This window comes from Pseudactinotalea sp. Z1732 (genome assembly GCF_049724975.1).
Lineage (GTDB): Bacteria > Actinomycetota > Actinomycetes > Actinomycetales > Beutenbergiaceae > CALKWS01.
Genome location: NZ_JBMPQC010000005.1, coordinates 247,502 through 270,216, shown reverse-complemented (window position 1 = coordinate 270,216; position 22,715 = coordinate 247,502). Strand labels below are relative to the sequence as shown.

Sequence of the window (22,715 nt, the reverse complement as noted above, 5' to 3'; positions counted from 1 at the left end):
TCCCGGTCCTTGGCTTCGCCATCGTCTATCTGCGGGGGCGTTGGGTGAGTGGGAAATTCAGCCTGGGGTCAGTCACAGGAATAATCGCCATTGTTGCGACCGTGTGGGTCGTTCTACAACTGGTCAATATCGCGTGGCCCCGGGCGGTGAACGACCTTCCCGTCATGGACTGGTCGATCGTCATCGGTGCCGCGGTTCTGACGATCCTCGGATTGATCGCGTACATGACGGTTCGCCGTAACATCCCGGACATGACGGGAGTCGAGGTGACCGATGACCAGATCGGCGAGGAGATGCGTCCCGATGGACTCGGGTGAGGCCGTGCCGGTCGCAGTGGTGACGGGCGCCGCGAGCGGCATCGGATCCTACGTAGCCCACGAACTCACCGATGCGGGGTGGGCGGTCGCCGGGCTGGACCTGCACGAGGCCCAGGGATTGGCGGCGTCATACACCGTCGATATGCACGACGCTGACGCCGTCCTGCGGGTGGTCGACCAGGTGACCAAACGGCTGGGGCCCATCAGGGCCGCGGTCTCGGCTGCGGGACACTACGAGATGACGCCGGTCTCCGAGATTGGCCATGACCAGTGGAACCGCATGCTCCGCGTACATCTCGGCGGCTTCATCAATCTGACCCGAGCAGTTGCTCCTTCCATGCGCGCCGGTGGCGGCGGAGCGATCGTCGCGATCGCGAGCGAACTCGCTATTGGCGGCGGAGACCGGGACGCACACTACGGGGCTGCCAAGGGTGCTGTTCTCGGTGCTGTTCGTTCGGTCGCGCTGGAGATGATCGGTGACGGCATCCGGGTGAACGCCGTCGCTCCAGGGCCCACCGACACGCCGCTGTTGGCTCACGATTCACCCTGGCGCGAGGACGGCTTCCTGGCCACGTTGCCCAGCCGCCGACTGGCGACGCCCGCCGAGGTGTCGGCCACAGTGCGGTTCCTGGTCGAGCGTGGAACGTTCTGCGTTGGTGAAGTGTTCGGACCGAACTCGGGAGCGGTGATCTGAGTGGAACGTAGGACTTCGGGTGGGCGTCCTGATCTCGAAGGTCGGGTCGCGCTCGTCACCGGCGCCACGGGCGGCATCGGGCGGGCTGAATCTCGGAGGCTGGCCGCCGCTGGGGCAACGGTTGCCGTCAACGCCCGGCGCAACACGCCAGAACTCCAGGCCCTTGCCGAGGAGATCGGTGGCGTCGTTGCCCCGGCAGATATCCGGGATTGGGAACAGACGCGAGCAGCAATCGCCCAGCTTGAGGGGTCGATCGGTCCCGTCAGCGTCCTGGTAGCCAACCACGCGGCGATGACGATGGCCCCCCTGATCGAGGCAGACCTCGAGGACTGGTGGCACGTGGTCGACACGAACCTCGGCGGCACCTTCAACCTCATCCAGTCCGTCCTGGCAGGGATGCGCAGGATCGGAGAGGGCCGGATCGTCGTGGTCTCGAGTGAGTGGGGCGTCACCGGCTGGCGAGACGCAAGCGCGTACGCGGCGTCGAAGTCGGGTCTGATATCTCTCGTGAAGTGTCTCGGGCGTGAACTCGGGCCGGAGGGAATCATGGTTAATGCTGTGGCGCCCGGGGTGATCGACACGCCACAACTCCAGGTCGATGCCGATGCAGCGGGCCTGACGATCGAGCAGATGCACGACGAGTACCGGGAAGGAATTCCCGCCGGTCGGCTCGGTCAGCCCGAGGAGATCGCGGACCTCATCGCCTTTCTCGCCGACTTCGAACTCCGCTCCTTCGTCGGCCAGACGATCCAGGCCAACGGTGGTACCACGCGTTCACGCGTGTGAGGGCGCAACATCAGGCAGCAACCAGAGGGGTAAGGATGGATGTACGTAACCCGGGACCGATCGGACCGACGGACGGGCAACGATCGCCCCGATACGCGGGACTGACGACGTTTGCCAGGCTGCCCAGGATGTCCGACGTCGGTGAGGCGGACGTATCGGTGGTCGGGGTGCCCTTCGACGCGGGTGTGACCTTCCGTCCCGGGGCTCGGTTCGGGCCTTCTGCAATACGGGAGGCGTCGCGACTGCTTCGGCCGTACAACCCGGCCCAGGACATCTCGCCCTTCGCCACCGCCCAAGTTGTCGATGCCGGTGACCTGGACTGCAACCCATTCGACATCGAAGCAGCGCTCAATGACATAGAGACTGGCCTGCAGCCGCTACTCGAGGGTGGCCGGCCGGCGGTCCTGCTCGGTGGCGACCACACCATCGCGCTCGCTTCATTGAGGGCGCTCACCAGAGTCCACGGTCCCGTCGCACTCTTGCACTTCGATGCACACCTGGACACCTGGGATACGTACTTCGACGCCCCCTATACGCACGGGACGCCCTTCCGGCGAGCCATCGAAGAGGGACTGCTCATCAAGGACCATTCCGCACATGTCGGAATCCGGGGATCGCTCTACGGGCGTGCGGACTTGGAGGACGACGAGCGCCTCGGCTTCACCATCGTGCATACCCGCGACTTCGATCGCGTCGGAGTCGACGCTGTGCTCGCGCGATTGTGCGAGCGGGTGGGCAATGCCCCTCTCTATGTTTCGGTCGATATCGACGTGCTGGATCCCTCGATGGCTCCGGGAACCGGAACCCCCGAGGCGGGCGGCCTGACGAGCCGCGAACTGCTGGAACTGCTGCGAGGCCTCGGCGACCTCAACGTCGTCGGCGCTGACATCGTGGAGGTGTCGCCGCCGTACGATCATGCCCAGATCACGGCGGTGGCAGCCGCGCACATTGCCTACGAACTGCTCTCCATCATGGCCGCGCAGGTGCGGCCGTGACGAACCCCGGACAGCCCTTACCCTGGCCGGCAGGCGCCACGAGTGCTGCTTCCTTCACGTTCGACGTCGACGCCGAGTCGGCGGTGCTTGCGATAAGTCAGGCAGCGGAATCGAGACTGAGCGTGATGTCGCACCAGGCCTATGGGCCACGAGTGGGTGTGCCGCGGCTACTCGGCCTGCTCGACCGTCATCGGATTCGGTCCACCTTCTTTGTTCCCGGTATGACCGCAGAGCGCTACCCGGAGGTTGTCAGAGATATCGCGGCTGCCGGCCATGAGATCGCTCACCACGGGTACCGGCACCTGCCGCCGAGCTCGGTATCGGTTGACGAAGAAGTCGACGAACTGGATCGCGGCCTGGACATCCTCGAGGCCCTGACGGGCTCACGGCCTGTGGGCTACCGGGCGCCGATGTGGGACATGTCCACTCGCACCCCTGACCTTCTGGTGGAGCGAGGGTTCCTTTACGACTCATCCTTGATGGACGCCGATGCCCCGTACGAGCTAACGGTCGAGCACCACGCCGAGTCGCTCGTTGAGATCCCGCTGCACTGGGCGCTGGACGACTGGGAGCAATACTGCTTCCTGCCTGATATTTCGATGCTGGGGCCGATCCAGACGGCTGCGAACGCCACTGCGCTGTGGCGTGAAGAATTCTACGGATTGCACGAGGCGGGTGGGTGCTGGGTGTTGACGAACCATCCGTTCCTCTCCGGCAGGCCCGGGCGCGCCAAGGAACTCGGCCGACTCATGCAGGAAGTCGTGCAGACGCAGGGAGTGTGGGTGGCCACGATGGCGGAGATCGCCAGCCATGCCCGCAGCATCTTCGACCAGGGATGACCTCACCAGTCACGCCCTGGCCGGGACGTGGGTGCGCAGCGTCAGTGGACTTCTCGGGCAGAGCCACGCGCGGGAGGAGAAGGCCGGGGTGCGAGCACGTTCGACGGGGAGCCGGCTGGCGTCCTCGCGGCTGGCCCGCCGGTTGCGTACCTCCGCCGGCGCCCGAATCCCGGCCATCGCGGGCTTGGGTGGCGCCCCGCGCGAACTGGACCCGCTCATCGAGGCGGTCCTGGTCGCCGTCACCCGCCGCGAACTCAGCCCGGCCGAACAGCAGGTCGCCGAGCGCATCGAGGTCCGCCGGGAGGAACTCAGGGCCTCGGACCGGATGGTGGAGTACCGCGACTACGGCGCCGGCGCTCCCACCACCGCAAGGCCGACCGACGACGAGGCCGCGGCCGGGCGCCTGGGCACCCAGTCTTTGGGGCGCCTGACCACGGTGGCGAGCAAGGACGGGATGTGGGCGGCGCTGCTGATGCGGCTGGTGCGGCACACCCGCCCCCACTCATGCGTGGAGATGGGCGCAGCGGTGGGGATCTCCGCCGCCTACCAGGCCGCCGCGCTGCGCCTGAACGGGCACGGCCACCTGGTCACCTTGGAGGGCGGGCAAGCCCTGGCCGAGGTTGCCGAGGCGACCCTGGCCTCCCTGGACCTGTCCGGCATCGCCCGGGTGGTCCCGGGCCGCTTCGCCGACACCCTACCCGCGGTCCTGGGCGAGGCCGCACCGGACTACGTGTTCATCGACGGCCACCACGACGGGCAGGCCACCACCGACTACTTCGCGCGGGTGGAAGCCGTGATGCCCCGCGGGGTGGTGGTCCTCGACGACATCGACTGGTCCGAGGGCATGCGGCACGCGTGGCAGGAGATCAGCACTGCACCCTCGGTGGCGGCGTCGGTGGACCTGGGCCCGTTGGGGGTGTGCGTGTTGGGTGAGTCGCGCGCTCCGCTGCACTGCCGCCTGGAGTACTGACCGGGGCGCCACCGCCACCACCGTGCTCACCCTGGACTGGCCCCTCAGACCCGCCCCGAGGGCCCGCGGCCGCGACCCCCACCCAGCGGGCCGCGCGGGCCGGGTCGGCGCCCGCGCGCCGACCCGGCCGGCACGTCGCGCCGAGGGCGAGCCTGGCAGCCGAGGGCGAGCCCGGTAGGTATCGCCCTGGGTGGCAACGATCGCCCTCGGTGGCCGGGGAGCGTGGGCGGCCCGCCCCGAGGGCCAGCGGACGCTGCCCTCGCCCAGCGGGGCGCGCGGGTGCAGGCGATGCAAGGGCAGTGGTGCCTCAGTCGTCGTCGGCGGTGTCGTCGTCGGCGGTGTCGCCGTCGCCGCCGTCGTCGGGCTCGTCCTCGACGTCGAGCCCGCCGAGGATCTCCCGCATGTGCGTGATCTCGTGCTGCTGGCTGTTCAGCATCGACTGGGCCAGGTCCACCAACTCAGGGTTCTCCCCGTCCAGGATCACGTCCTCGCAGATGCTCGAGCGGGCCTCGTGCAGCGCGATCATCTGCTCCAGGTAGAGCGCGTTGGCCGCATCCCCCGACGCCGGACCGAGTTCACGGATCTCGGCATCGGTCACCACCTCGGTGTCCTGCTCCTGGGGAACCTCCGCACCCCAGTCGGTGAGCATACCCTCCAGGGCCTGCACCTCGTCGTAGTGGGAGGTGTACAGACTCAGGGAGAGCGTGTCCACCTCCTCCACCACATCGGCCTTGGACCGGATCACCTGGTGCAACTCCAGGCTGGTGCGGTGCAGCGCGATGAGTTCCTGGGCGTGGGTGACGTCGTCGTCGCTGAACTGCGGCTCGGCCTCCGGTTCGTCCTCCTGCTCCTCCTCTTCGGCGGCGGTGGTCTCCTCGGTCTCGGTGGGCTCGGGGCGCTCCGGGGAGGGGTCGGTGCAGGAACTGAGTGCCAGTGCGGCCACCAGGGCCACCGCGGCGCTGACCAGGCGGCGGCGCATCATGCCGGGCTGGGGGTAGGAACGATCACGCGCTCCACCCTACTTGGCCGGGGTGATCCGGATGGGGACGCTGCGCCCGCGTCGCAGGGCCTGTTCGAGCACGACGAAGCGGGGCTCGGGCAGATCGGCGAACGTGCGCCGGGGCAGCGCGGCCACCTGCGCCAGCACCGGATCGGCCAGCACCTGCTCACCCAGCGCCCGGTCCCCGCCGACCACCAATCCCTGCGGCAGTTCCGGCGCGGACCCGGCCGGGCCGGGCAGCAGGTGCGCCGCGGCCAACTCCACCACCGCACCCACCAGCGCATCGGCCTGGTTGCCGCGCCGGCGGGCGAACCGCTGCTGGGACCACCCGCCGGCCGCGGTGCGTGACTGCACGTACTTGGTGCCGCTCTTGTGGGAGCGCAGCCGGGGGCCTTCGGCCCGGCCGACGGCGTAACCTCCGCGGCGGATCAGCACCAGTCCCAGGTGGGTCGGCGGGGCGCACCAGGCGCTGATCGCGGCCAGCGTCGCCGCGCTGGTGGCGTCGGGGTTGGTGGCGTCGGGGTCGGGGTAGTCCGCGCTGGTGGCGTCGGGGTTGGTGGCGCCCGGGTCGGTGGCGTGCGCGGTGCCGGGCTCCTCCCCGGCCCGCAGGTCGAGGCCGGTGCCATGGCTGGCCCGCCCGCCGGAGGCACCGGAGCCGAGGGGCCACCGGGAGAACTCGGCGAGTTCCCCGTCACCGCCGCGGATCCGCACGACCTCGGTTCCGTCGTCGTCGGCCGTGCTTTCGGGCAGCACCACGGCCCCCTCGTGACGGTCGGCGAAGCCGGTGATCCACGTACCGATCCGCTCGATCGGCACGTGCACCGTACGGACGGTCATGACGTCCTCAGCGGGCCGATGCGCACCGGTCAGCGGGTGACGAGCCCGGCCAGTTCCTCCCCGGCCAGGTAGGCGCGCACGTTCTGCTCGATCAGCGGCTCGGAGTTGCGCGGACGCCCACCGGCCGAGTGCGGGGTGATGATCACGTTCGGAGCGGACCAGTACGGGTCGTCGGCTGGCAGCGGTTCGGTGCGGAACACATCGAGTGCGGCTCCGCCGATGCTGCCCTGGTGCAACGCCTCCAGCAGCGCCGCATCATCCACGGTGGCCCCGCGGCCCACGTTGACGAACCAGGCGTGCTGCGGCAGCGCCTCGAACACCGCGGCGTCCACGATGGCCTCGGTGCGGGGGTTGGCGGGCAGGATGTTGATCAGCACATCGGTGCGGGGGAGTTCGTCCGGCAGGTCCGCCGCGGTGATCACCGGGAACCCGGCTCGCTCCCCGGCGGTGGAGGCCACCCCGGTCACGGTGGCGCCCATCGCGGCCATCCAGGGGGCCAGCTTCTGCCCGATGGAGCCGAAGCCCCAGATCAGCACCCGGGCCCCGGACAGGGTGGAGAAGTTGCCGGTGCGCAGCGCCTGGTTGCCGCCCAGGCGGGTCTCGTCCCATTCGTTGTCGGCCTGGTAGAGCACGCACAGGTCCAGTCGGCGGGCCGCGGCCAGTACCATCGCGAGGGTGTGCTCGGCCACTGGACCGGCGTGCAGACCCAGCCCGGAGGTCATCGTGATGTCCTCGCTGAACCCGGCGTTCACCGCGGCGTCCATGCCGGCCATCAGGCCCTGCACCCACTTCAGGTTCGGCAGTTCCGCCGGGAGTTCGCCCATGCGGTGCCCGGGTGTGGCCCACAGCACGATCGCTTCGGCATCGCGGTGCTCCTGCGGGATCGGCTCGGTCACCGCGTAGGTGACGGGCTGCACCTGGTCGGGCAGGTTGAGGTCAAGGTTGATGGAGTCGGGCAGGAGCAGTTTCACGAAGGGTCCTGGGGGTCGGGGGCGGGTTCGGTGGTGGGTGCGCCGGTGGGTGCGGCGAATTCGGGACGTGGGCGTAGCCAGGCCCAGATCAGGCCGGCCGCGCCCAGCACGACGCCGGCCACGGCGAGCGAGACGAGTCGGCCGTCGGCGCCGTAGCCGAGCAGGTGGCGGGCGCCGAGCACCAGCAGGACGGCCAACCAGATCAGGATGCCCACGCTGAACATCAGCACGGAGGGCACCCTGGCCGGCTGCAACTCCTGTGGTGTTCGTTCGGGGTCGAGGCTGCGCACCTGTTGATGGTAGAGCCTCGGGCTACTGCGGTGGTGCGGCGGGTGCGGCGGCGCTGGCGGGCCGTGCGGCGGCGGTGGTGAAGGGCGCGCCGACGGCGGTGAGTGGCGCGGCGTTAGTGAGGTGTGCGCGGCGGTGGTGAGGTGTGCCGACGGTGAGGCGTGCGCGGCGGTGGTAGGGACGCGCCGACGGTGAACCGTGCGGCGGTGGCGGTGCTGCGGTGGTGACCCGCTGCGGTCGGGCGAGGTGCCGTCGTCGGGCAATTCCCACCTGATGGGCGGGATTGGACGGAACCGAGTTGGGCTGGCCAAGATAGTGCCCCATGGGACAATCCACGCGCGAGGATGAGCGCACCTCCGGATTCGCCGGCTTCCTGGACCGCTACTTCGAGATCTCCGCGCGTGGCTCCACCATCGGGCGTGAGATCCGCGGCGGCCTGGTCACGTTCTTCGCGATGAGTTACATCATCGTCATCAACCCGCTCATCCTGGGCACCGTGCCCGACGGTACGGGCAACTTCATCGGCGGGATCGAGGAGCTGGCCGTCCCCCGGGTGGCGGCGACCACCGCCCTGGTCGCCGGGGTGCTGTGCATCGCGATGGGTCTGGTGGCGCGATTCCCACTGGCCATCGCCGCAGGCATGGGCCTGAACGCCGTAGTGGCCTACTCGATCGCCGCGCTGCCCGACGCCGGGCTGACCTGGGCCGACGCGATGGGCATCGTGGTGCTGGAGGGCATCATCATGCTCGTCCTGGTCCTGACCGGGTTCCGGCAGGCGGTGTTCCGCGCGGTTCCGTTCGAGTTGAAGATGGCCATCAGTGTGGGCATCGGATTGTTCATCGCCTTCGTCGGCCTCGTCAACGCCGGCATCATCCGGATCCCGGCCTCCATGGCCACGCCGGTGGAACTGGGGCTGAACGGGTCGCTGGGTGGGTGGCCCTCGCTGATCTTCGTGATCGGGCTGTTCACCGCCGGCATCCTGTGGGTGCGCAAGGTTCGCGGGGCGCTGCTGATCGCGATCGTGGTCGGCACCGGCCTGGCGATGCTCGCCGAGGCGTTCCTGAACGTGGGGCGGGCCTCGGAGGACAACCCCTGGGGTTGGCAGCTCAACCCGCCCGAGATCAGCGGTGAGATCATCTCGCTGCCCGACTTCGCCCTGCTGGGCCACTTCTCCCTGCTCGGGTCGATCGAGAAGGTCGGCATCGTCGTCGTCCTGCTGCTGGTGTTCACCCTGATGCTGGCCGACTTCTTCGACACCATGGGCACGATGGTGGCCGTGGGCGCCGAGGCCAAGTTGCTGGATGAGCAGGGCAACCCGCCGCGGACCCGAGAGATCCTGGTGGTGGACTCCTTCGGTGCCATCGCCGGCGGCGCGGGATCGGCCTCGACGGCGACCGCTTACATCGAATCCGCAGCCGGTGTCGGTGAGGGTGCCCGGACCGGGCTGAGCAGCGTGGTGGTCGGCATCGCGTTCCTGCTGGCCACGCTGTTCTCCCCGATCGTGGCGCTGGTGCCTTTCGAAGCGGCTACGCCGGTGTTGGTGCTGGTGGGCTTCCTGATGATGGCCCAGGTGACCGGGATCGACTGGAAGCGCACCGAGGTGGCGATCCCGGCGTTCCTGACCATCCTGATGATGCCGCTGACCTTCTCCATCGCCGCGGGGATGGGCGCCGGGTTCATCGCCTACGTGATCATCCAGGTGGGTGCCGGCCGGATCCGCAAGGTGCACCCGCTGATGTGGGTGACCTCGCTGATGTTCGTCTTCTACTTCGTGCGCGGTCCGATCGGAACGCTGCTCGGGGGTTAGTCCGGGCGGCGGTCCGGGCGCTGGGCGGCGCGGGCGGGCGCGGGGCGGCGCGGGTGGCGCGTCCGCCGGCGGCTTGGGCTTGGCGCGTGGTCCGGGTGGGCCGGTGTTCTGGGTGGGCCGGTGCTCCGGGTGGGTAGGTGCACCGGGTAACTGCTGCTCCGAGTGACCGCGCTGCGGTTGGTGCACCGGCGCCCGCCGATGGACCATGGGGTATGACCCGCTCCGCTTCGCCCCGCACCTGGAGGTTCTCCGGTCGGATCGCCGGGTGGGGGACCGCGGGTGGAACCCGGTTCGTCGTGGGCAACTGGCACACCACTCCGCTGGGGCCATTCGCGGGGGTGATGGTGCAGCATCCGCACGGGCATCGAGTGCTGCTGGCGCCATCGACGGAGGTCGCCGAGTTCGTCTCGGCCACGTACCAGTTCGATGCCGTCGAGCCCGCGAACGTGACCGTGCACCGGTATGCACCCAGGCCCCCGGCAGGTGCGCGTGCGCGTGACGCCGTTGCGTGGGGAATGGCAGATCCCGGCTCCTCCCAGCCGCCCGTACCGGCCGAGGCGCTGCCGCGGACCGTGCCCACCATGGCGGGGGAGCGGTGGCAGATCGAAGCCGGCCCGCTGTCCGCAACCGTGCAGATCGGCAAGCGGGCAGCGGTGGGTTGGCTGTTGCGCGCGCTGCCCGCTGCGGTGGCCGGTGCGCCCTGGTTCACCCTCCTGACCGATCCGGTCGCGCGGGTGGCCCTGCCAGGGGTGCGTACCCGCGGTTCGGCCGGGGGTGGGCGCAGGGAGTACTACGGCGCGAGCGACCTCCATCGTCTCGCCGGTGCTCGTACCTCGTGGGATGGAACGGACCTGGGCGCGATGGTTCCGATCGACCCGCCGGTGCGGTTCGGGTTCGCCTCCACCCCGGCGACGCCCAGCCTCACCGACTTGGTCACCACGGTGCGCGGCGGGGCTCCCTGAGCGCGTACCCCACACGGCCAGTGCGCGAGGCGGACGGGCCCTCGTGAACTGGTCTGGCGCGGTTACCTCCCGCGGGCCCGCGTGGGTGAGCCAACCGAGATGGTCAGGTGGGTCGCCACGTGCGGGACGGTGGTGCCCACCTGGGCCCACGCGTCGACGGCGGTGGCCACCACCTCCGCGAGGTCACCGGTGAGTTTGGTGGCGTAGTGGGCCGCTGGGGCGGCAACGCCGCGCTCCTGCGCTCGGGTGATGGCCGCCTCGATGATGGACATGTGTTCGCCGGCATCGTCCCCACCATCGAGTAGCGGGTACAGCGACCACTGCGCCACCGCCTCGATTCCGGTGGGTTCCAGGCGCACCGGGGCCACCTCGGGCAGGATCGTGGAGGTCAGGTCGCAGGTACGTTCGCCCGGGCAACCGCGGGAGAACAGCACATGGGCGGCGACGTGCCCGCCACCGGAGTGCCGGGAGGCGGCGGCGATGGCAGCCACGAGGTAACCGGCCAGGTCCTGTTCGGCCGGCACCGCCCGGGCACCGACGTATGTGCTGACCTCGTCGGTCTCGATCACCAGCCCCTCGGCGACGCCGCTCGCCTCCACCTCGGTGAGGGAGTCCAGGATCACGCGCACGAAGTCGTCGGTGTGCGGGTGGATGCTGAATCGCATCCCGACGCCCAGTTCGCGTGGGGTGGCCGCGCTGGTGCCGGTCGTGGCGACCTTCTCCGTGCTGCCGTGGCCGGTGGTGCTCATCGGTGTCCTCCGGCCCCGGGGTACCTCATGAGCCGCCGATGCTCATCGGCGGGTGCCCAACTCCCTACGCCGGTACGAACCGGATCAGGTGGACGGGTCTGCGGACTCTCCGCACTCTCAGCGCTCTGCGCGCTCCCCGGGGGTTGGTTCGACGCTAACCGTGGCGGACCGGCGCTGTCCACTCGGGTGCCGATCGGCCTCGGGCGCCTACCGGCGAAATCAGCATTAGTCGGTTCTACCTGCAGGTTCAGCCGATCAATGCTGACTTCGGCGGGGTCTGGTGGGCTGGGGTTAGGGGGTGGGGGTGGGTGAGGTGGGGGTGAGGGCTTGGCGGACTTGGTTGGCGATGGTGCCCGAGGGACGCAGGTCGCGGCTGGTGAATCGCAGGATGGTGGCATCCGCCTCGGCCAGCAACCGGTTCTGGCGCTGCCGGTCCCGGAAGAGCGCCTCGGGTTCGCTGTGGACCTGGCGTCCGTCCATCTCGACGATGATCCAACCGCCGTCACGGCGCCGCCACCCCATGTCACCGCGCCCGATGAACGTACCGGTGGCATCGCGCAACACCACCTGGAGTTGATCCGGTGGCAGGTCGTGGTCATGGCAGTCGAGCCGTGCCCACGTCTCTAATGGCGACTCGGCGCGACCATCCACCAGCGGCCACCACGAGCCGACCCGAGCGGCACCGCGCCGCCCCTGCAGTCGCCGGCGGACGTCGGTGAGGTCGCTGGTGTTGATGAGCCCTTGGTTGAGGGCCGAATCGATTACGGCCACCCCGTGATCACGTCGCAGGAGCGGCAGAGCGTGGACGAGCGCGGTGGGGACGTCGCTCACCTGCCAGCCGGCGTACCGGACCCGGACCGGTACGTCGCGATATCGGCGCACGACGACGCCGACCGGTCCCCGCAGCCAGCGCCCACCCGTGATTGCTACCTCCGGCGTCAACTGCTGGGGCAGTCCGGCGACCCCGTGCAGGGCCAGGGCGCAGCAACCCACGGCGATGGCGTTCTTACCCATCGCCAGCAGGCCGGTCCAGGCGGCCTTGCGCCGGGCCACGTCGAAGTTCGTTGGACGGTCCGGCTCGGTGTCGTAGACGCCGCGTACGACCCGCTGCCACATCCTGCGAGCCACCAGGGTGGCGCACCGGTCGGCACTGATGCCCAGAGCCCGACATTGCGCGGTCGAAATGAGGCCGCACTGCCAGCGGGTGTACCGCAGCAGGCCCTCCGGGATCGGCACCGTGCGCATGACGCCAGTAAGCACCAATCCCCTGCGCCCATAGCGGCTGCAGGTCAGCACCTGTGGACACAGTTTTCCCCCTGTGCATACCCGCCCACCCCCTGCCTCAACCATGCCCATCGCCCCCGCCCACCCCGTCATCCCCCGGCCGGGGGCCGGGAGTCGGGGGCCCGGGGGCCGGGGCCGGGAGTCGGGGGCCCGGGGGCCGGGGCCGGGAGTCGGGGGCCCGGGGGCCGGGGCCGGGAGTCGGGGGCCCGGGGGCTGGGGCCGGGAGTCGGGGGCCCGGGGGCCGGGGCCGGGAGTCGGGAGCCCGGGGGCCGGGGCCGGGAGTCGGGAGCCCGGGGGCCGGGGCCGGGAGTCGGGAGCCCGGGGGCCGGGGCCGGGAGTCGGGAGCCCGGGGGCTGGGGCCGGAAGTCGCGGGCCGGGGGCTGGGGGCCGGGGGCTGGGGCTGGGGCCGGGTGGGGGGCTGGTGGGTTGTTAGCCGTAGGAGTGGCGGCCGATGAGGAACCAGGCCAAAGGGCCCAGGAAGGGTAGGGCGAACACGGCCAGCACCCACAGCGCCTTGATTCCGGAGGTGTAGTTGCGCGACTGCGCGATGGACATGAGCGCGGCGACGATGAGCGCCAGCCACGCCAGCGCGAAGACGACGACCACGAGGCCTCCTGCGGCGGCTTCAAACATGTCCCGACCCTAACAACGCGCCCGGATGGGTACGTGACCTGGGAAGTCAGGTTCCGCAGTAGGTCACGAACGGGGCGGCCTCGGCCGGGGCGGGCTCGGTGTAGCGCTCCAGTCCCGGGCGCTCGGTGAAGGGCTGGGTGATCACGTCCAGCAATTCCTCGAAGGGGCCCAGGTCCGCGGTGCCGGCAGCGGCGAGGGCCTCCTCGACCAGGTGGTTGCGCGGGATGTAGATGGGGTTCACCTGGGCCATCACGCTCGCGTCCGGGCGATAGGAGAGCCAGCGTTGCAGCCACGGCTCGAAGGCAGGCCGCTCGGTCGATGACGCCGCGTCGCCTCCGTTACCGTCGAGCGATGCCGGGGCCGGAACCCCATCGCCACCGGCACTGCCGGACAGCGTCGGTGCCGGAACCTGGTCACTATCGACGTCGCCGAACAGCGTCGGTGCCGGAACCTGGTCACTATCGGCGTCGCCGAACAGTGTCGGCGCCGGAACGTCATCCCCACCCGCACCCTCGAACAGCGCCCGCACCGGGCCCGCGTCCCCGCCGGCCGCTGTGGTCAGGTGGCGGAAGAAGGAGGTGTAGTCCACACCCCAAGCACCCAGGAGCGAGGTGAGGTCGCTGATCAGGTCGGTTGCGTCGTCGTCGGGCGTGAATGACTCCAGTCCGAGTTTGGCGCGCATGCCGCGCGTCCAGGCGGCGGAGTAAACCGCCGGGAAGGTGTTCAGCGCCGCGGTGGCCGACTCGACGGCCTGCTCCTGGTCCGCACTGATCAGCGGCAGCAGCGTCTCGGCGAACCGGGCCAGGTTCCACTGCGCGATCTGTGGTTGGCGGCCGTAGGCGTAGCGACCCAGGGCGTCGATGGAGCTGAACACGGTGCCCGGGTCGAAGGCGTCCATGAACGCGCACGGACCGTAGTCGATGCTCTGCCCGGAGATGGTGGTGTTGTCGGTGTTCATCACCCCGTGCACGAACCCGATCAGCATCCACTTCGCGACCAACTCGGCCTGCGCGGCCAACACCGCCTCGAACAGGGCCAAGTAGGGGTTCTCAGCCTCGCGCGCCTGCGGGTGGTGCCGGGTGATGGCGTGATCGGCCAGACGGCGCAGCAGATCCTCATCACCGGTGGAGCGGGCGTAGGCGAACGTGCCCACCCGCAGATGACTGTCCGCCACCCGGGCCAGGACCGCACCGGGCAGCGGACGCTCACGCATCACCGCCTTGCCGGTGGCCACCACCGACAACGACCGGGTGGTCGGCACCCCGAGAGCGTGCAGCGCCTCGCTGATGAGGAACTCCCGCAGCATCGGGCCGATCGCGGCCAGCCCGTCCCCGCCGCGGGCGAACGGGGTGGGCCCCGAGCCCTTCAGGTGCAGGTCACGCAAGTCGCCGTGGCTGTCGGTGACCTCCCCCAGGAGCAGGGCCCGGCCATCACCCAGCCGCGGCACATAGGTTCCGAACTGGTGGCCGGCGTAGACCTGGGCAACCGGGGTGGCGCCCTCGGGCACCTCGTTGCCGAGCAGGAACCGCAGGCCGGCCGGGCTGCGCAAATACTCCGGGTCCAGACCCAGTTCACCGGCGAGGGTGTCGTTCAGCGCGACCAGCCGGGGCTCGGGGGCCTTCTCGGCCTGCCACGGCACAGCCAATTCCGGCAACTCACGGGCAAAGGTGCCGTGCAGCAGGTTGCTCGGTGGGGCGGTGGTGGTCATGTTTCGACGATACGCCGCCCCCGGCGCCGATGCTCGGGCAGACCCTCGAGGCCCCGGTGCGGGAGAAGCCCCGGACCGTGCCAACCCGGGGAATAGTGTGGCCGGGCATGAGCATGCACATCGGGATCGACCTGGCCTGGTCCACCCGCGCCCGCACCGGGCTTGCCGCGGTGGACCAGGGCGGAGCGCTGGTGTCCTCGACCAGCATGGTCACCGATGAGCACATCGATGACTGGCTGACCGGGCTCGGGGCCGGTGTGGTGAGCGTGGCGATCGACGCACCGCTGATCGTCACCAACCCCACCGGGATGCGCCAGTGCGAACGCCTCATCGGACAGTCCTACGGGGCGTATGAGGCCAGTTGCCACACCAGCAACCTCGGGCGGGCGCACTTCAACCCGCCACGGGCCGCGGTGCTGGCGGGCCGCCACGGCTGGCACACCGATCCCGCGCACCGGGGCGACGTTGCGACACCGGTGGCGATCGAGGTCTACCCGCACGCGGCGATGGTGGGGCTGTTCGAGCTGGGGCGCACGCTGAAGTACAAGAAGGGCCCGGTGCCATCGCGGCGCATCGGCATGCTGGCCGTGCTGGACCGGATGGAGACCCTGGCCGAGTTGGCCCTGGTCGGCAACCCGCGGTGGCAGCAGATCCGCCTCGCGGCCGACCGGGCGAAGCGACAGATCGACCTGAACCGCATCGAGGACGAGATCGATGCGATCCTGTGCGCCCACCTGGCCTGGCTGTGGCACCACCGCCCCGGCGCCCTGCAGGTCTACGGCGACGCCGCGGCCGGCTACATCATCGCCCCGCCACGGCCTACCCATCCACACACCCCGCGAGTGCCACGGTCGGGGCGGGGGTAGTCATCCAGGATGCGCGATGGCATGCTCGAGGTGTACGTCGCAGCCAGCGTGAACGCGTCACTCCGGGTTCACCCGACCGATGCGGAGTTCTGAACTATCGAGTCCGGTTTTGCCACCTATGACCTGGTGACCACGGTGATCGTGATCCTTCTGATCACCGCCACCATTGCCGCCGTCGCATTGATCGCGCGCAAGGTCTTGCGGCAACGGCACCGTGAAGGCGCTGACCCGCGGTCCACCCGGGGCGCTGACCCGCGGTCCACCCGGGGCGCCGACCCGCGGTCCACCCGGGAGCCACGGGACAGACAGACCTGAAGCCGCCCAGACCACGCCGCGCGGGTAGGGATATGACCGGCGCAGTGCCGGCGAGCAGGCGGGCCGGGGCGAACCTCTCAGCCTGTGCTGCGCTCGGCCGACTCGGCGCGGGCGGCCTCGACCCGCACCTGATCGTCGGGTGAGCGGCGCAGCGGCGGGATGATCTCATCGTCGGGGGTGAGGATCACCAGGTCGTTGTCCATGTGATCGGCCATCGCGTGCACGGCGTCGATGAAGTCGCCGCGGCGCACGGCATCCACGATGCGTTCGTGCTCCTTGTGCATGGACAGCACATCGCTGGCGTGGGTGAGCCGCTCGGCGTTGGCGGGTTCGGCGAGTTTCTCGGTGATCCCGGCATACAGGGAGGCGAGCAGGCGGTTCTTGGCGGCGTCGAACAGCAGGTAGTGGAACCGGGCGGCCAGGTCCGCATCGGGCTGCGGTGTCATCACCGGGCACTGCCCGGGCCGCAGGGTCGCGGCTGCCGCGGCCTCCAGGGCCTCGACGTCCTCGTCGCTGCGATGCAACGCGGCTTGCTGGGCGGCCTCGACCTCCAGGGCACGACGGTAGGAGAGCAGTTCCTCCAACGTGTAGGCGGTGAGGAACTCCGAGAGCACGCTGGAGGTGGGCGTCGCCGAGCGCACGAACGTGCCACGCCCGGGCAGGGTCTCCAGCATCCCGATACTGGCCAGGGATCGCACCGCCTCACGCACGGTGGAGCGCCCCACGCCCAGGATCTCGGTGAGTTCGGGTTCGATCGGGATGCGCTCGCCCACCGCCCAGGCACCGGTGGTGATCTGGCGGCGCAGATAGGCGAGCGTGGTGCGGGCCCGCTCGGTACCGCTTGTGGTGGCCATCACAGGAGTATAGGAAGGCTGCCGGTGCAGGCGTGGCCCGCTGCACCGAGCACCGGTGGCGTCCTCAGCCGTATTCCGGCTGCCTGCAGGGCGGTGGTCTGGAGCGGCAAGGGCCGAGGCCAGTTCCGCTGACTCATGACGTCTGACACTGCCGCGCACGCCGGGGTGCTTACTAGCGTGTCGGCTGCGCGGCTCGAGCCCGTGGGACAGGAACAACCCTCCACAGGCACTGCGCCGGCCGGGCACCGCCCGTGCGCACGCGTGTCATCTCCCTGCCCACCCCCTTGATAAGGAGAGCCTGATCGACCCGCACGCCCACATCTCCACCGGTCCGCCGTCGTCGTCCCGGTCGCCCTCCCCGGGCGAGCGTCCGCCCATGCCGACGGAGCGCCCGCCCTCCCCAGCGGACACCACCCGCTGGGTGCTGCCGGTGCTCGGCACCGTGGCGGTCATGGTGGCGGTGGTGGCCGTCGTCGCCGGTCCGGTACGCACCATCACCGAGGTCGGTGCGGGGGCGGCCTCGTTCGTATTGCAGTGCCTGGTACTGGCGCCGATAGTGCTGCTGGCTGCCCGGCGCCGCCCCGGTTCCGGCCGGCCGGTCGTGGTGGCCGCGGCGTTCCTGCTCCTCAGCTTCACGGTGCACGCCCTGCCCGGAATCGGCTTCTTTGCCGACCTGGACTGGAACTGGCAGGGCAAGACGTTCGAGTTGATCTGGCTGACCATCCTGCTGGTCATGCTCGGCCGATGGGCGCGCGCGGACGTCGGCGTGCGCGCACCCGTGCAGGGGTCGTTGCGCCCGGCCCTGGTGGTGATCGCCGTGGTCTTCACGATCCAGGCGCTCCTGGTCACCCTGACGGTGGCCTCCGGGGACAGCACGTTCGACGGCTTCCACTCCACCGAGCGGCTGCTGTTCGACCTGGCTCACGCCAACCTCGTGGAGGAACTGCTCTGGCGTGGCGTGCTCATCGCCCTGCTGGACCGCGCCCTGGGCACGCCGTGGCGATTCTTCGGCGCCAAGGTGGGGTGGGGCCTGGTGCTGACCACGCTGAGTTTCGGCCTCGGCCACGGGTTGCTGCTCACCACCGAAGGGCTGGTGTTCGCGCCGGATCAGATCATCCTGACCGGCCTGCTGGGCCTGATCATGGGGTGGGTGCGGGCACGGACCGGGTCGGTGTGGCTGGCCTACCTGGCCCACTGCGCGCCGGAGATCGCGATCCACGCCGGGGTGGGCGCCGGCTCGCTGCTGACCTGAGGTGGCTTCTGGTCGCCGGCTGACCCCCCAACGACCGACGCAGCGCCACGGTGGTCCGTCGGCTACTGATCCAACCACGTTGCGATCTGATCGCGGCCTTCCACCGTGCTGGTGAACCCGAGGGCCTGGACGTACTTGCCCTCCACGAGGAAGGGCTCATGCTCGGCCACCGCCGGCAGCGCGGCCACCGCCGGGTTGTTCAGCAAGTCGGCGAAGATCGTCTCACCGGAGCCGTTCATGTCCACCAGCAGGATCCGGTCCGGATCGGCCGCCAGCACCTGCTCGGCCGAGATCGGGCCGCTGCGGACCATGCCCAGGTCGGCGCTGGCGTCCCGGCCACCGGCCAGGCGCACCACCTCCAACGGGAAGGCACCCCCGGCGGTCACGAACGGGCGACCGGCCTGGTTGCTCAGCACCAACACACTCGGTCCGTCCTCGTCGGAGGCATCCACCAGCCCGTCCGACAGGGTGGTCGCCAGGTCCGCCGCCTCCTGCTCCATCCCCAGCGCGGTGCCCACCAGATCGATGTTGGTGAGCATCTCGCTCACCGAGGAGAACGTGTTCGGCAGCACCAGCACCGGGAAACCGGCCTCAGTGAGCACCCGGCCCACCCCTTCTTCCATGCCGTGCCGGTCGTTGAAGACCACCAGATCCGGGTCCGAGGCGATCACGGCCTCGGCGTCCACGGCGGACTCGGAGGCGATGTGGTGCTCCACGTCCGCCATCACGTCCGGTTGGTTGGACAGCACCGGGTTGGCCGCTTCGGCCGGGGCCATCACCAGGTTCTCACCCGCGCCGAGCTCGGCCACCAGGGCGGCGGTCTCATAGGTCAGCGCGGTCACCCGCTGCGGTTCGGCGGGGATCGTCACCTCGGTGGCGGGGCGGTCGTCGCCGGCCGGCACGTCCACGGTGCGGGGGAAACCCTGCTCCTGGGTGCCCTCGTCCTGCGCGGAGGCGTCGTCGTCGGCGGTTCCGGTCTCCCCGGACTGCTCGCCGCCGGACTGCTCGGTGGCGTCCTCGGTTGCCCCGTCCGGCTCGTCCGCGGGCACTCCCGAGGAGCACGCGCCCAACATCAGCAGCAGCGCGGCCAGTGGGAGGAACAGCAGGCGCAGGAGCCCCCGGCCGGACCGGGTGGGCGGCGGGGCGGCACCAGCGGATCGGGTGGGCGGCAGGGCGGCACCAGGCGACGTCGGACGCATCGGCACCCCTTTCAGGGACGGGCCACCTCGGGGTGGCGGCGGGTGAAGGTACTGGCAGTGGGACAGGTGGGGCGCACCAGGCTGAGCGTCGGGGCGCCGCTGGGGGAGTCGAACACCTCGGCGGTCACCCCGTACACATCCCGGATCAGCCCGGGGGTGATGACCTCAGCGGGGGCGCCGAAGGTGGCCCGGCCCTCGGCGATGACCGCCACCCGGTCTGCCCAGCGCAGCGCTTGGGTGAGGTCGTGCATGGTGACGATCACGATGTGCCCGGCGCCGGCGCGCTCATGCAGGGCGTGCATCACGGTGAGTTGGTGACCCAGGTCCAGGGCCGCCGTCGGCTCATCGAGCAGCATCACCGGCGCGTCCTGGGCCAGGATCCGAGCCACCTGCACAAGCTGGCGCTCCCCACCGGACAGGCGGGCGTAGCGACGCGGGGCCAACTCGGCCACGCCGACACGGTCCAGCGCGGCCATGATGCGCTCCTCGGTGCCGCCGGACCGCTCGCTGGCCCGGGCCCCGACACCGACCACGTCGCGCACCCGCAGTTCGTTCGGGGCGTAGGAGTCCTGCGTCATGTAACTGAGCACCTCGGCCAGGCGGCGCGGGCGCAGTGAGTGCAGGTCCGCCTCGCCGTAGCGCACCCCTCCGGAGGTGCTCACCCCGTGCCCGACGACGGCGGAGAGCAGGCTGGACTTGCCCGCCCCGTTGGGCCCGACGAGCCCGAGCAGGGTGCCCGGGGTCACCGTGGCATCGATCGGATCGAACAGGGGCCGGTCGCGGTGGGCGACCAGGCCGGACAGGACCAGATCGTGCGCGGCGGCCGGGGGGTGCGTGGCGCGGGCCTCGGTGGCGCTGGCGTGGGTGGCGTGCGCGCTCGCGGTGTGCCCGGCGCTCATGTGTGCCGCCTGGATAGCAACAGCGCCAGGAACACCGGCGCGCCGATGAGGGCGGCCACCGCTCCGGTCTGGATCACGAGGGTCACCGAGGCTGCCCGGGCGGCGGTGTCGGCCAGCACCAGGAACAGCGCCCCACCCACGATCGAGATCGGCAGCAGCAGGGCGTGCTTGGCCCCGATCACCAGCCGCACCGCGTGCGGGACCACCAGCCCGACGAAACTGATCACGCCGGATACCGCCACCGCCGCACCGGTCACCAGGGAGGCGATCAGCAGCAGCACCAGTCGGGTGCGGTGCACGTTGTACCCGGAGGTGGAGGTGACGTCGTCGCCGAGTAGCAACGCGTCCAGGGCCCGGGTGCGGGTGAGCAGCAGGCCCAGGCCGAGCGCGATCGGGATCACCGCGATGGCGGCGTGGTTCCAGGTGCGTAGTTCCAGGTCGCCGGCCAGCCAGAACACGGCGCCGCGGGCCAGGGCGTCGTCGTGGGCGTTGGCCACCAGGATCGAGATCAGCGCCCCGGCGAAGGCGTTGATGGAAACCCCCACCAGGATCAGGGTGTAGGTGGAGGCGCCACGGTTGGTGTGCAGCACCGCCTGCAGCAGCAGGGCCACCACCAGGGCCCCGGTGAACGCCGCGATCGGTACACCCCACTGCAGCGACCCGGCCAGCCCGGCTGTGATCCCGGCCACGGCGCCCACGGCGGCGCCGGAGGAGACTCCGGTGACGCCCGGGTCGGCCAACGGGTTCCGGAACACCGCCTGCATCACCACGCCCACCCCGGCCAGGGCCGCACCCACCAGCATCGCCACCACGATCCGGGGCAGCCGGATCGCCCACACCACGGTGGCCACCTGGGAGTCATCGGGGCTGAACACCGCGCGAACAGCGGCCACCGGGTCCAGGCGCAGGGTGCCCAGGCTCACGCTGATCCCGGCGGCAAGGAACAGGGCCAGGGTGGCGCCCACGGCCAACCACAACGCCCGGCGGGCGACCCTGGGCGCAGGTGCGGCGACGTGCTCGGGGGGCTGCGTCGTCGGCCGTGGCGGGCTGGCGAGATCGGTCATCGAGGGTTCAACCTGACACATCCACTTCATCAGATCAAGTAGTTCATCTGATGTTACGGTGGGCCTCGCCACACCGGCTTCGGAGCCGGCGCGCGGCCGGTTCGTTGCGCCGGTTGGCGCGGCCGGATCGGGTGCCAGGTCCACACCGGCACCCGCCCCGACTGCCGACACCGCCCCGCCACCGACCACTGCCCGATCACCGGCTACCGCCCCGCCACCGACCACCACCCCAACACCGACACCGCCCCGCCACCGACGGACTCCCCGATCACCGACCACCGCCCCGCCACCGACGACCACCTCGACAAGGACCGCGACACCCATGACCCACGCCGCCGCTCCCTATGACGCCCTGCTGCTGTGTTCCTTCGGGGGCCCCAACGCCGAGCAGGATGTGCTGCCGTTCCTGCGCAACGTGGTGCGGGGCAAGGGGGTGCCGGAGGAGCGGCTGGCCGAGGTGGGGGAGCACTACTTCGCCTTCGGGGGCAAGAGCCCGATCAACGAGCAGAACCTGGCCCTGCGGGCGGCGCTGGCGGCCGAGCTGCGGGCCCGCGGCGTGGAACTTCCGGTGCTGTGGGGAAACCGGAACTGGCACCCCTACACCACCGACACCCTGCGCGATGCGGTGGCCTTCGGTGCCAGGCGGATCCTGGTGCTGGTGACCAGCGCGTATGCCTCCTACTCCGGGTCGCGCCAGTACCGCGAGCACCTGGCCGCGGCGGTGGCGGACCTGGGCGTCGAGGGGGAGGGGTTGGTCATCGACGTGCTGCGGCCCTTCTTCAACGACCCCGGCTTCATCGCCGCCAACGTCCACGCGATCACCGACGCCGTGGGCCAGGTGCCAGAGGCCGATGCCGGCGTGCACATCGCCTACGTCACCCACTCGATCCCCACCACCATGCAGCAGGCCTCGGAGGTCACCGGCCCGGGTTACCGCCAGCAGCATGAGGACGTGCGGGCGGTGATCGATGCGGACCTGCGCGCAGCGGGGATGGAGGTGTCGTCGTCGCTGTCGTACTGCTCGCGGTCTGGCAGCCCGCACACGCCGTGGTTGGAACCGGACATCAACGACCACCTGGCCGAGTTGGCTGGCGCGGGCACGCAGCGGGTGGTGATCGCCCCGATCGGGTTCATCTCCGACCACATGGAGGTGGCCTGGGACCTGCAGACCGAGGCGCTGGAGACCGCTGCCGAACTGGGCCTGCAGGCTGCCTGCGCCACCACCGCGGGCATCCACCCGGCGTTCGTGTCCGGGCTGGTGGACCTGGTCCTGGAGCGCGCCGGGCGCGAGCGCGGGGAGGACCCCGATGTGGTGGTGCGCGGCGAGATGGCCGCCTTCCCCGATGAGGCCCCACCCGGCAGTTGCCGGATGCGCCACGGCGAGGTCACCGGTATCCCGGTATTGGCGGGCACCGCCGACTGAGTG

At 70.5% G+C, this 22,715-nt stretch carries 22 protein-coding genes, 1 pseudogene and 1 riboswitch; of the genes and pseudogenes, 11 read left to right on the top strand and 12 right to left on the bottom strand.

Translation table 11 applies throughout. The features are described from left to right. From ACPL7H_RS11985 to ACPL7H_RS11960, 6 genes and pseudogenes are all read left to right on the top strand, one after another. Window positions 1-317: pseudogene (locus ACPL7H_RS11985) on the top strand (hypothetical protein); the annotation flags it as partial. Beyond that, window positions 304-1,011 carry an SDR family NAD(P)-dependent oxidoreductase gene (locus tag ACPL7H_RS11980; protein ID WP_424797134.1) on the top strand — a complete coding sequence of 236 codons (708 nt, stop codon included), beginning with the start codon at window positions 304-306 and terminating at the stop codon, window positions 1,009-1,011. The pseudogene ACPL7H_RS11985 and the gene ACPL7H_RS11980, both read left to right, overlap by 14 nt. Continuing rightward, complete coding sequence (locus ACPL7H_RS11975) at window positions 1,012-1,797, top strand: SDR family NAD(P)-dependent oxidoreductase (protein WP_424797133.1); 786 nt, start codon at window positions 1,012-1,014, stop codon at window positions 1,795-1,797. It abuts the gene before it with no gap. 35 nt (window positions 1,798-1,832) lie between these two features. Next, window positions 1,833-2,792: an agmatinase gene (speB, locus tag ACPL7H_RS11970; protein WP_424787346.1), complete on the top strand. Its 960-nt coding sequence runs from the start codon at window positions 1,833-1,835 to the stop codon at window positions 2,790-2,792. Then, a complete protein-coding gene (locus ACPL7H_RS11965; protein ID WP_424797132.1) occupies window positions 2,789-3,631 on the top strand; it encodes a polysaccharide deacetylase family protein in 843 nt (280 codons plus the stop codon). The genes speB and ACPL7H_RS11965 overlap by 4 nt, the downstream gene beginning before the upstream one ends. Then, window positions 3,603-4,601 (top strand): O-methyltransferase, encoded by a 999-nt coding sequence (locus ACPL7H_RS11960; RefSeq protein ID WP_424797131.1) that lies wholly within the window; start codon window positions 3,603-3,605, stop codon window positions 4,599-4,601. Before ACPL7H_RS11965 ends, ACPL7H_RS11960 begins: the two co-directional genes overlap by 29 nt. A gap of 307 nt (window positions 4,602-4,908) precedes the next feature. Here ACPL7H_RS11960 and ACPL7H_RS11955 read toward each other — a convergent pair whose 3' ends face one another. The 4 genes from ACPL7H_RS11955 to ACPL7H_RS11940 are packed head-to-tail and all read right to left on the bottom strand — an operon-like array spanning window position 4,909 to window position 7,699. After that, window positions 4,909-5,580: a DUF305 domain-containing protein gene (locus ACPL7H_RS11955; RefSeq protein WP_424797130.1), complete on the bottom strand. Its 672-nt coding sequence runs from the start codon at window positions 5,578-5,580 to the stop codon at window positions 4,909-4,911. Between the two features lie 39 nt (window positions 5,581-5,619). Next, the gene (locus ACPL7H_RS11950; protein WP_424797129.1) at window positions 5,620-6,438 is read right to left on the bottom strand and encodes an acVLRF1 family peptidyl-tRNA hydrolase; all 819 of its coding nucleotides are present in this window, start codon (window positions 6,436-6,438) and stop codon (window positions 5,620-5,622) included. A 29-nt stretch (window positions 6,439-6,467) separates the two neighbouring features. Further along, a complete protein-coding gene (locus ACPL7H_RS11945) occupies window positions 6,468-7,409 on the bottom strand; it encodes an NAD(P)-dependent oxidoreductase (protein ID WP_424797128.1) in 942 nt (313 codons plus the stop codon). Further along, window positions 7,406-7,699 carry a hypothetical protein gene (locus ACPL7H_RS11940; RefSeq protein ID WP_424797127.1) on the bottom strand — a complete coding sequence of 98 codons (294 nt, stop codon included), beginning with the start codon at window positions 7,697-7,699 and terminating at the stop codon, window positions 7,406-7,408. Before ACPL7H_RS11940 ends, ACPL7H_RS11945 begins: the two co-directional genes overlap by 4 nt. A gap of 320 nt (window positions 7,700-8,019) precedes the next feature. Here ACPL7H_RS11940 and ACPL7H_RS11935 point away from each other — a divergent pair, with 320 nt between their 5' ends. Both ACPL7H_RS11935 and ACPL7H_RS11930 read left to right on the top strand, forming a co-directional pair. Beyond that, entirely contained in the window at window positions 8,020-9,504 is a 1,485-nt protein-coding gene (locus tag ACPL7H_RS11935; protein ID WP_424789813.1) for an NCS2 family permease, read from the top strand. Between the two features lie 212 nt (window positions 9,505-9,716). Next, window positions 9,717-10,466, top strand: coding sequence for a hypothetical protein (locus tag ACPL7H_RS11930; protein ID WP_424797126.1), 750 nt, complete (start codon window positions 9,717-9,719; stop codon window positions 10,464-10,466). A 62-nt stretch (window positions 10,467-10,528) separates the two neighbouring features. On the opposite strand, the gene ACPL7H_RS11925 is transcribed toward ACPL7H_RS11930, so the two are convergent. The 4 genes from ACPL7H_RS11925 to ACPL7H_RS11910 all read right to left on the bottom strand — a co-directional run bounded on the left by ACPL7H_RS11925 (window position 10,529) and on the right by ACPL7H_RS11910 (window position 14,840). Further along, complete coding sequence (locus ACPL7H_RS11925; protein ID WP_424797125.1) at window positions 10,529-11,215, bottom strand: YkoF family thiamine/hydroxymethylpyrimidine-binding protein; 687 nt, start codon at window positions 11,213-11,215, stop codon at window positions 10,529-10,531. A gap of 42 nt (window positions 11,216-11,257) precedes the next feature. Beyond that, window positions 11,258-11,364: riboswitch (TPP riboswitch) on the bottom strand. Window positions 11,365-11,506: 142 nt separating this feature from the next. Beyond that, window positions 11,507-12,460 (bottom strand): hypothetical protein, encoded by a 954-nt coding sequence (locus ACPL7H_RS11920; protein WP_424797124.1) that lies wholly within the window; start codon window positions 12,458-12,460, stop codon window positions 11,507-11,509. A 468-nt stretch (window positions 12,461-12,928) separates the two neighbouring features. Next, window positions 12,929-13,132 carry a PLDc N-terminal domain-containing protein gene (locus ACPL7H_RS11915; RefSeq protein ID WP_424797123.1) on the bottom strand — a complete coding sequence of 68 codons (204 nt, stop codon included), beginning with the start codon at window positions 13,130-13,132 and terminating at the stop codon, window positions 12,929-12,931. Window positions 13,133-13,178: 46 nt separating this feature from the next. Beyond that, complete coding sequence (locus tag ACPL7H_RS11910) at window positions 13,179-14,840, bottom strand: protein adenylyltransferase SelO (RefSeq protein ID WP_424797122.1); 1,662 nt, start codon at window positions 14,838-14,840, stop codon at window positions 13,179-13,181. Window positions 14,841-14,947: 107 nt separating this feature from the next. Between ACPL7H_RS11910 and ACPL7H_RS11905 the strand changes: the two genes are divergently transcribed. Further along, window positions 14,948-15,706, top strand: a complete 759-nt coding sequence (locus tag ACPL7H_RS11905; protein WP_424797121.1) for a DUF429 domain-containing protein — start codon at window positions 14,948-14,950, stop codon at window positions 15,704-15,706. A gap of 392 nt (window positions 15,707-16,098) precedes the next feature. On the opposite strand, the gene ACPL7H_RS11900 is transcribed toward ACPL7H_RS11905, so the two are convergent. After that, the gene (locus tag ACPL7H_RS11900) at window positions 16,099-16,875 is read right to left on the bottom strand and encodes a FadR/GntR family transcriptional regulator (RefSeq protein ID WP_424787360.1); all 777 of its coding nucleotides are present in this window, start codon (window positions 16,873-16,875) and stop codon (window positions 16,099-16,101) included. 376 nt (window positions 16,876-17,251) lie between these two features. On the opposite strand from ACPL7H_RS11900, the gene ACPL7H_RS11895 reads away from it, so the two are divergent. After that, window positions 17,252-18,127, top strand: coding sequence for a lysostaphin resistance A-like protein (locus tag ACPL7H_RS11895; RefSeq protein WP_424797120.1), 876 nt, complete (start codon window positions 17,252-17,254; stop codon window positions 18,125-18,127). Window positions 18,128-18,189: 62 nt separating this feature from the next. On the opposite strand, the gene ACPL7H_RS11890 is transcribed toward ACPL7H_RS11895, so the two are convergent. From ACPL7H_RS11890 to ACPL7H_RS11880, 3 genes are read right to left on the bottom strand one after another with little or no spacing between them, the layout of a single operon-like run. Further along, complete coding sequence (locus ACPL7H_RS11890; RefSeq protein ID WP_424797119.1) at window positions 18,190-19,326, bottom strand: ABC transporter substrate-binding protein; 1,137 nt, start codon at window positions 19,324-19,326, stop codon at window positions 18,190-18,192. 11 nt (window positions 19,327-19,337) lie between these two features. Beyond that, complete coding sequence (locus ACPL7H_RS11885; protein ID WP_424797118.1) at window positions 19,338-20,225, bottom strand: ABC transporter ATP-binding protein; 888 nt, start codon at window positions 20,223-20,225, stop codon at window positions 19,338-19,340. Continuing rightward, window positions 20,222-21,289, bottom strand: coding sequence for a FecCD family ABC transporter permease (locus ACPL7H_RS11880; protein ID WP_424797117.1), 1,068 nt, complete (start codon window positions 21,287-21,289; stop codon window positions 20,222-20,224). Before ACPL7H_RS11880 ends, ACPL7H_RS11885 begins: the two co-directional genes overlap by 4 nt. A gap of 322 nt (window positions 21,290-21,611) precedes the next feature. Between ACPL7H_RS11880 and ACPL7H_RS11875 the strand changes: the two genes are divergently transcribed. Beyond that, window positions 21,612-22,712, top strand: a complete 1,101-nt coding sequence (locus tag ACPL7H_RS11875; protein ID WP_424797116.1) for a ferrochelatase — start codon at window positions 21,612-21,614, stop codon at window positions 22,710-22,712. Window positions 22,713-22,715: the final 3 nt, after the last annotated feature.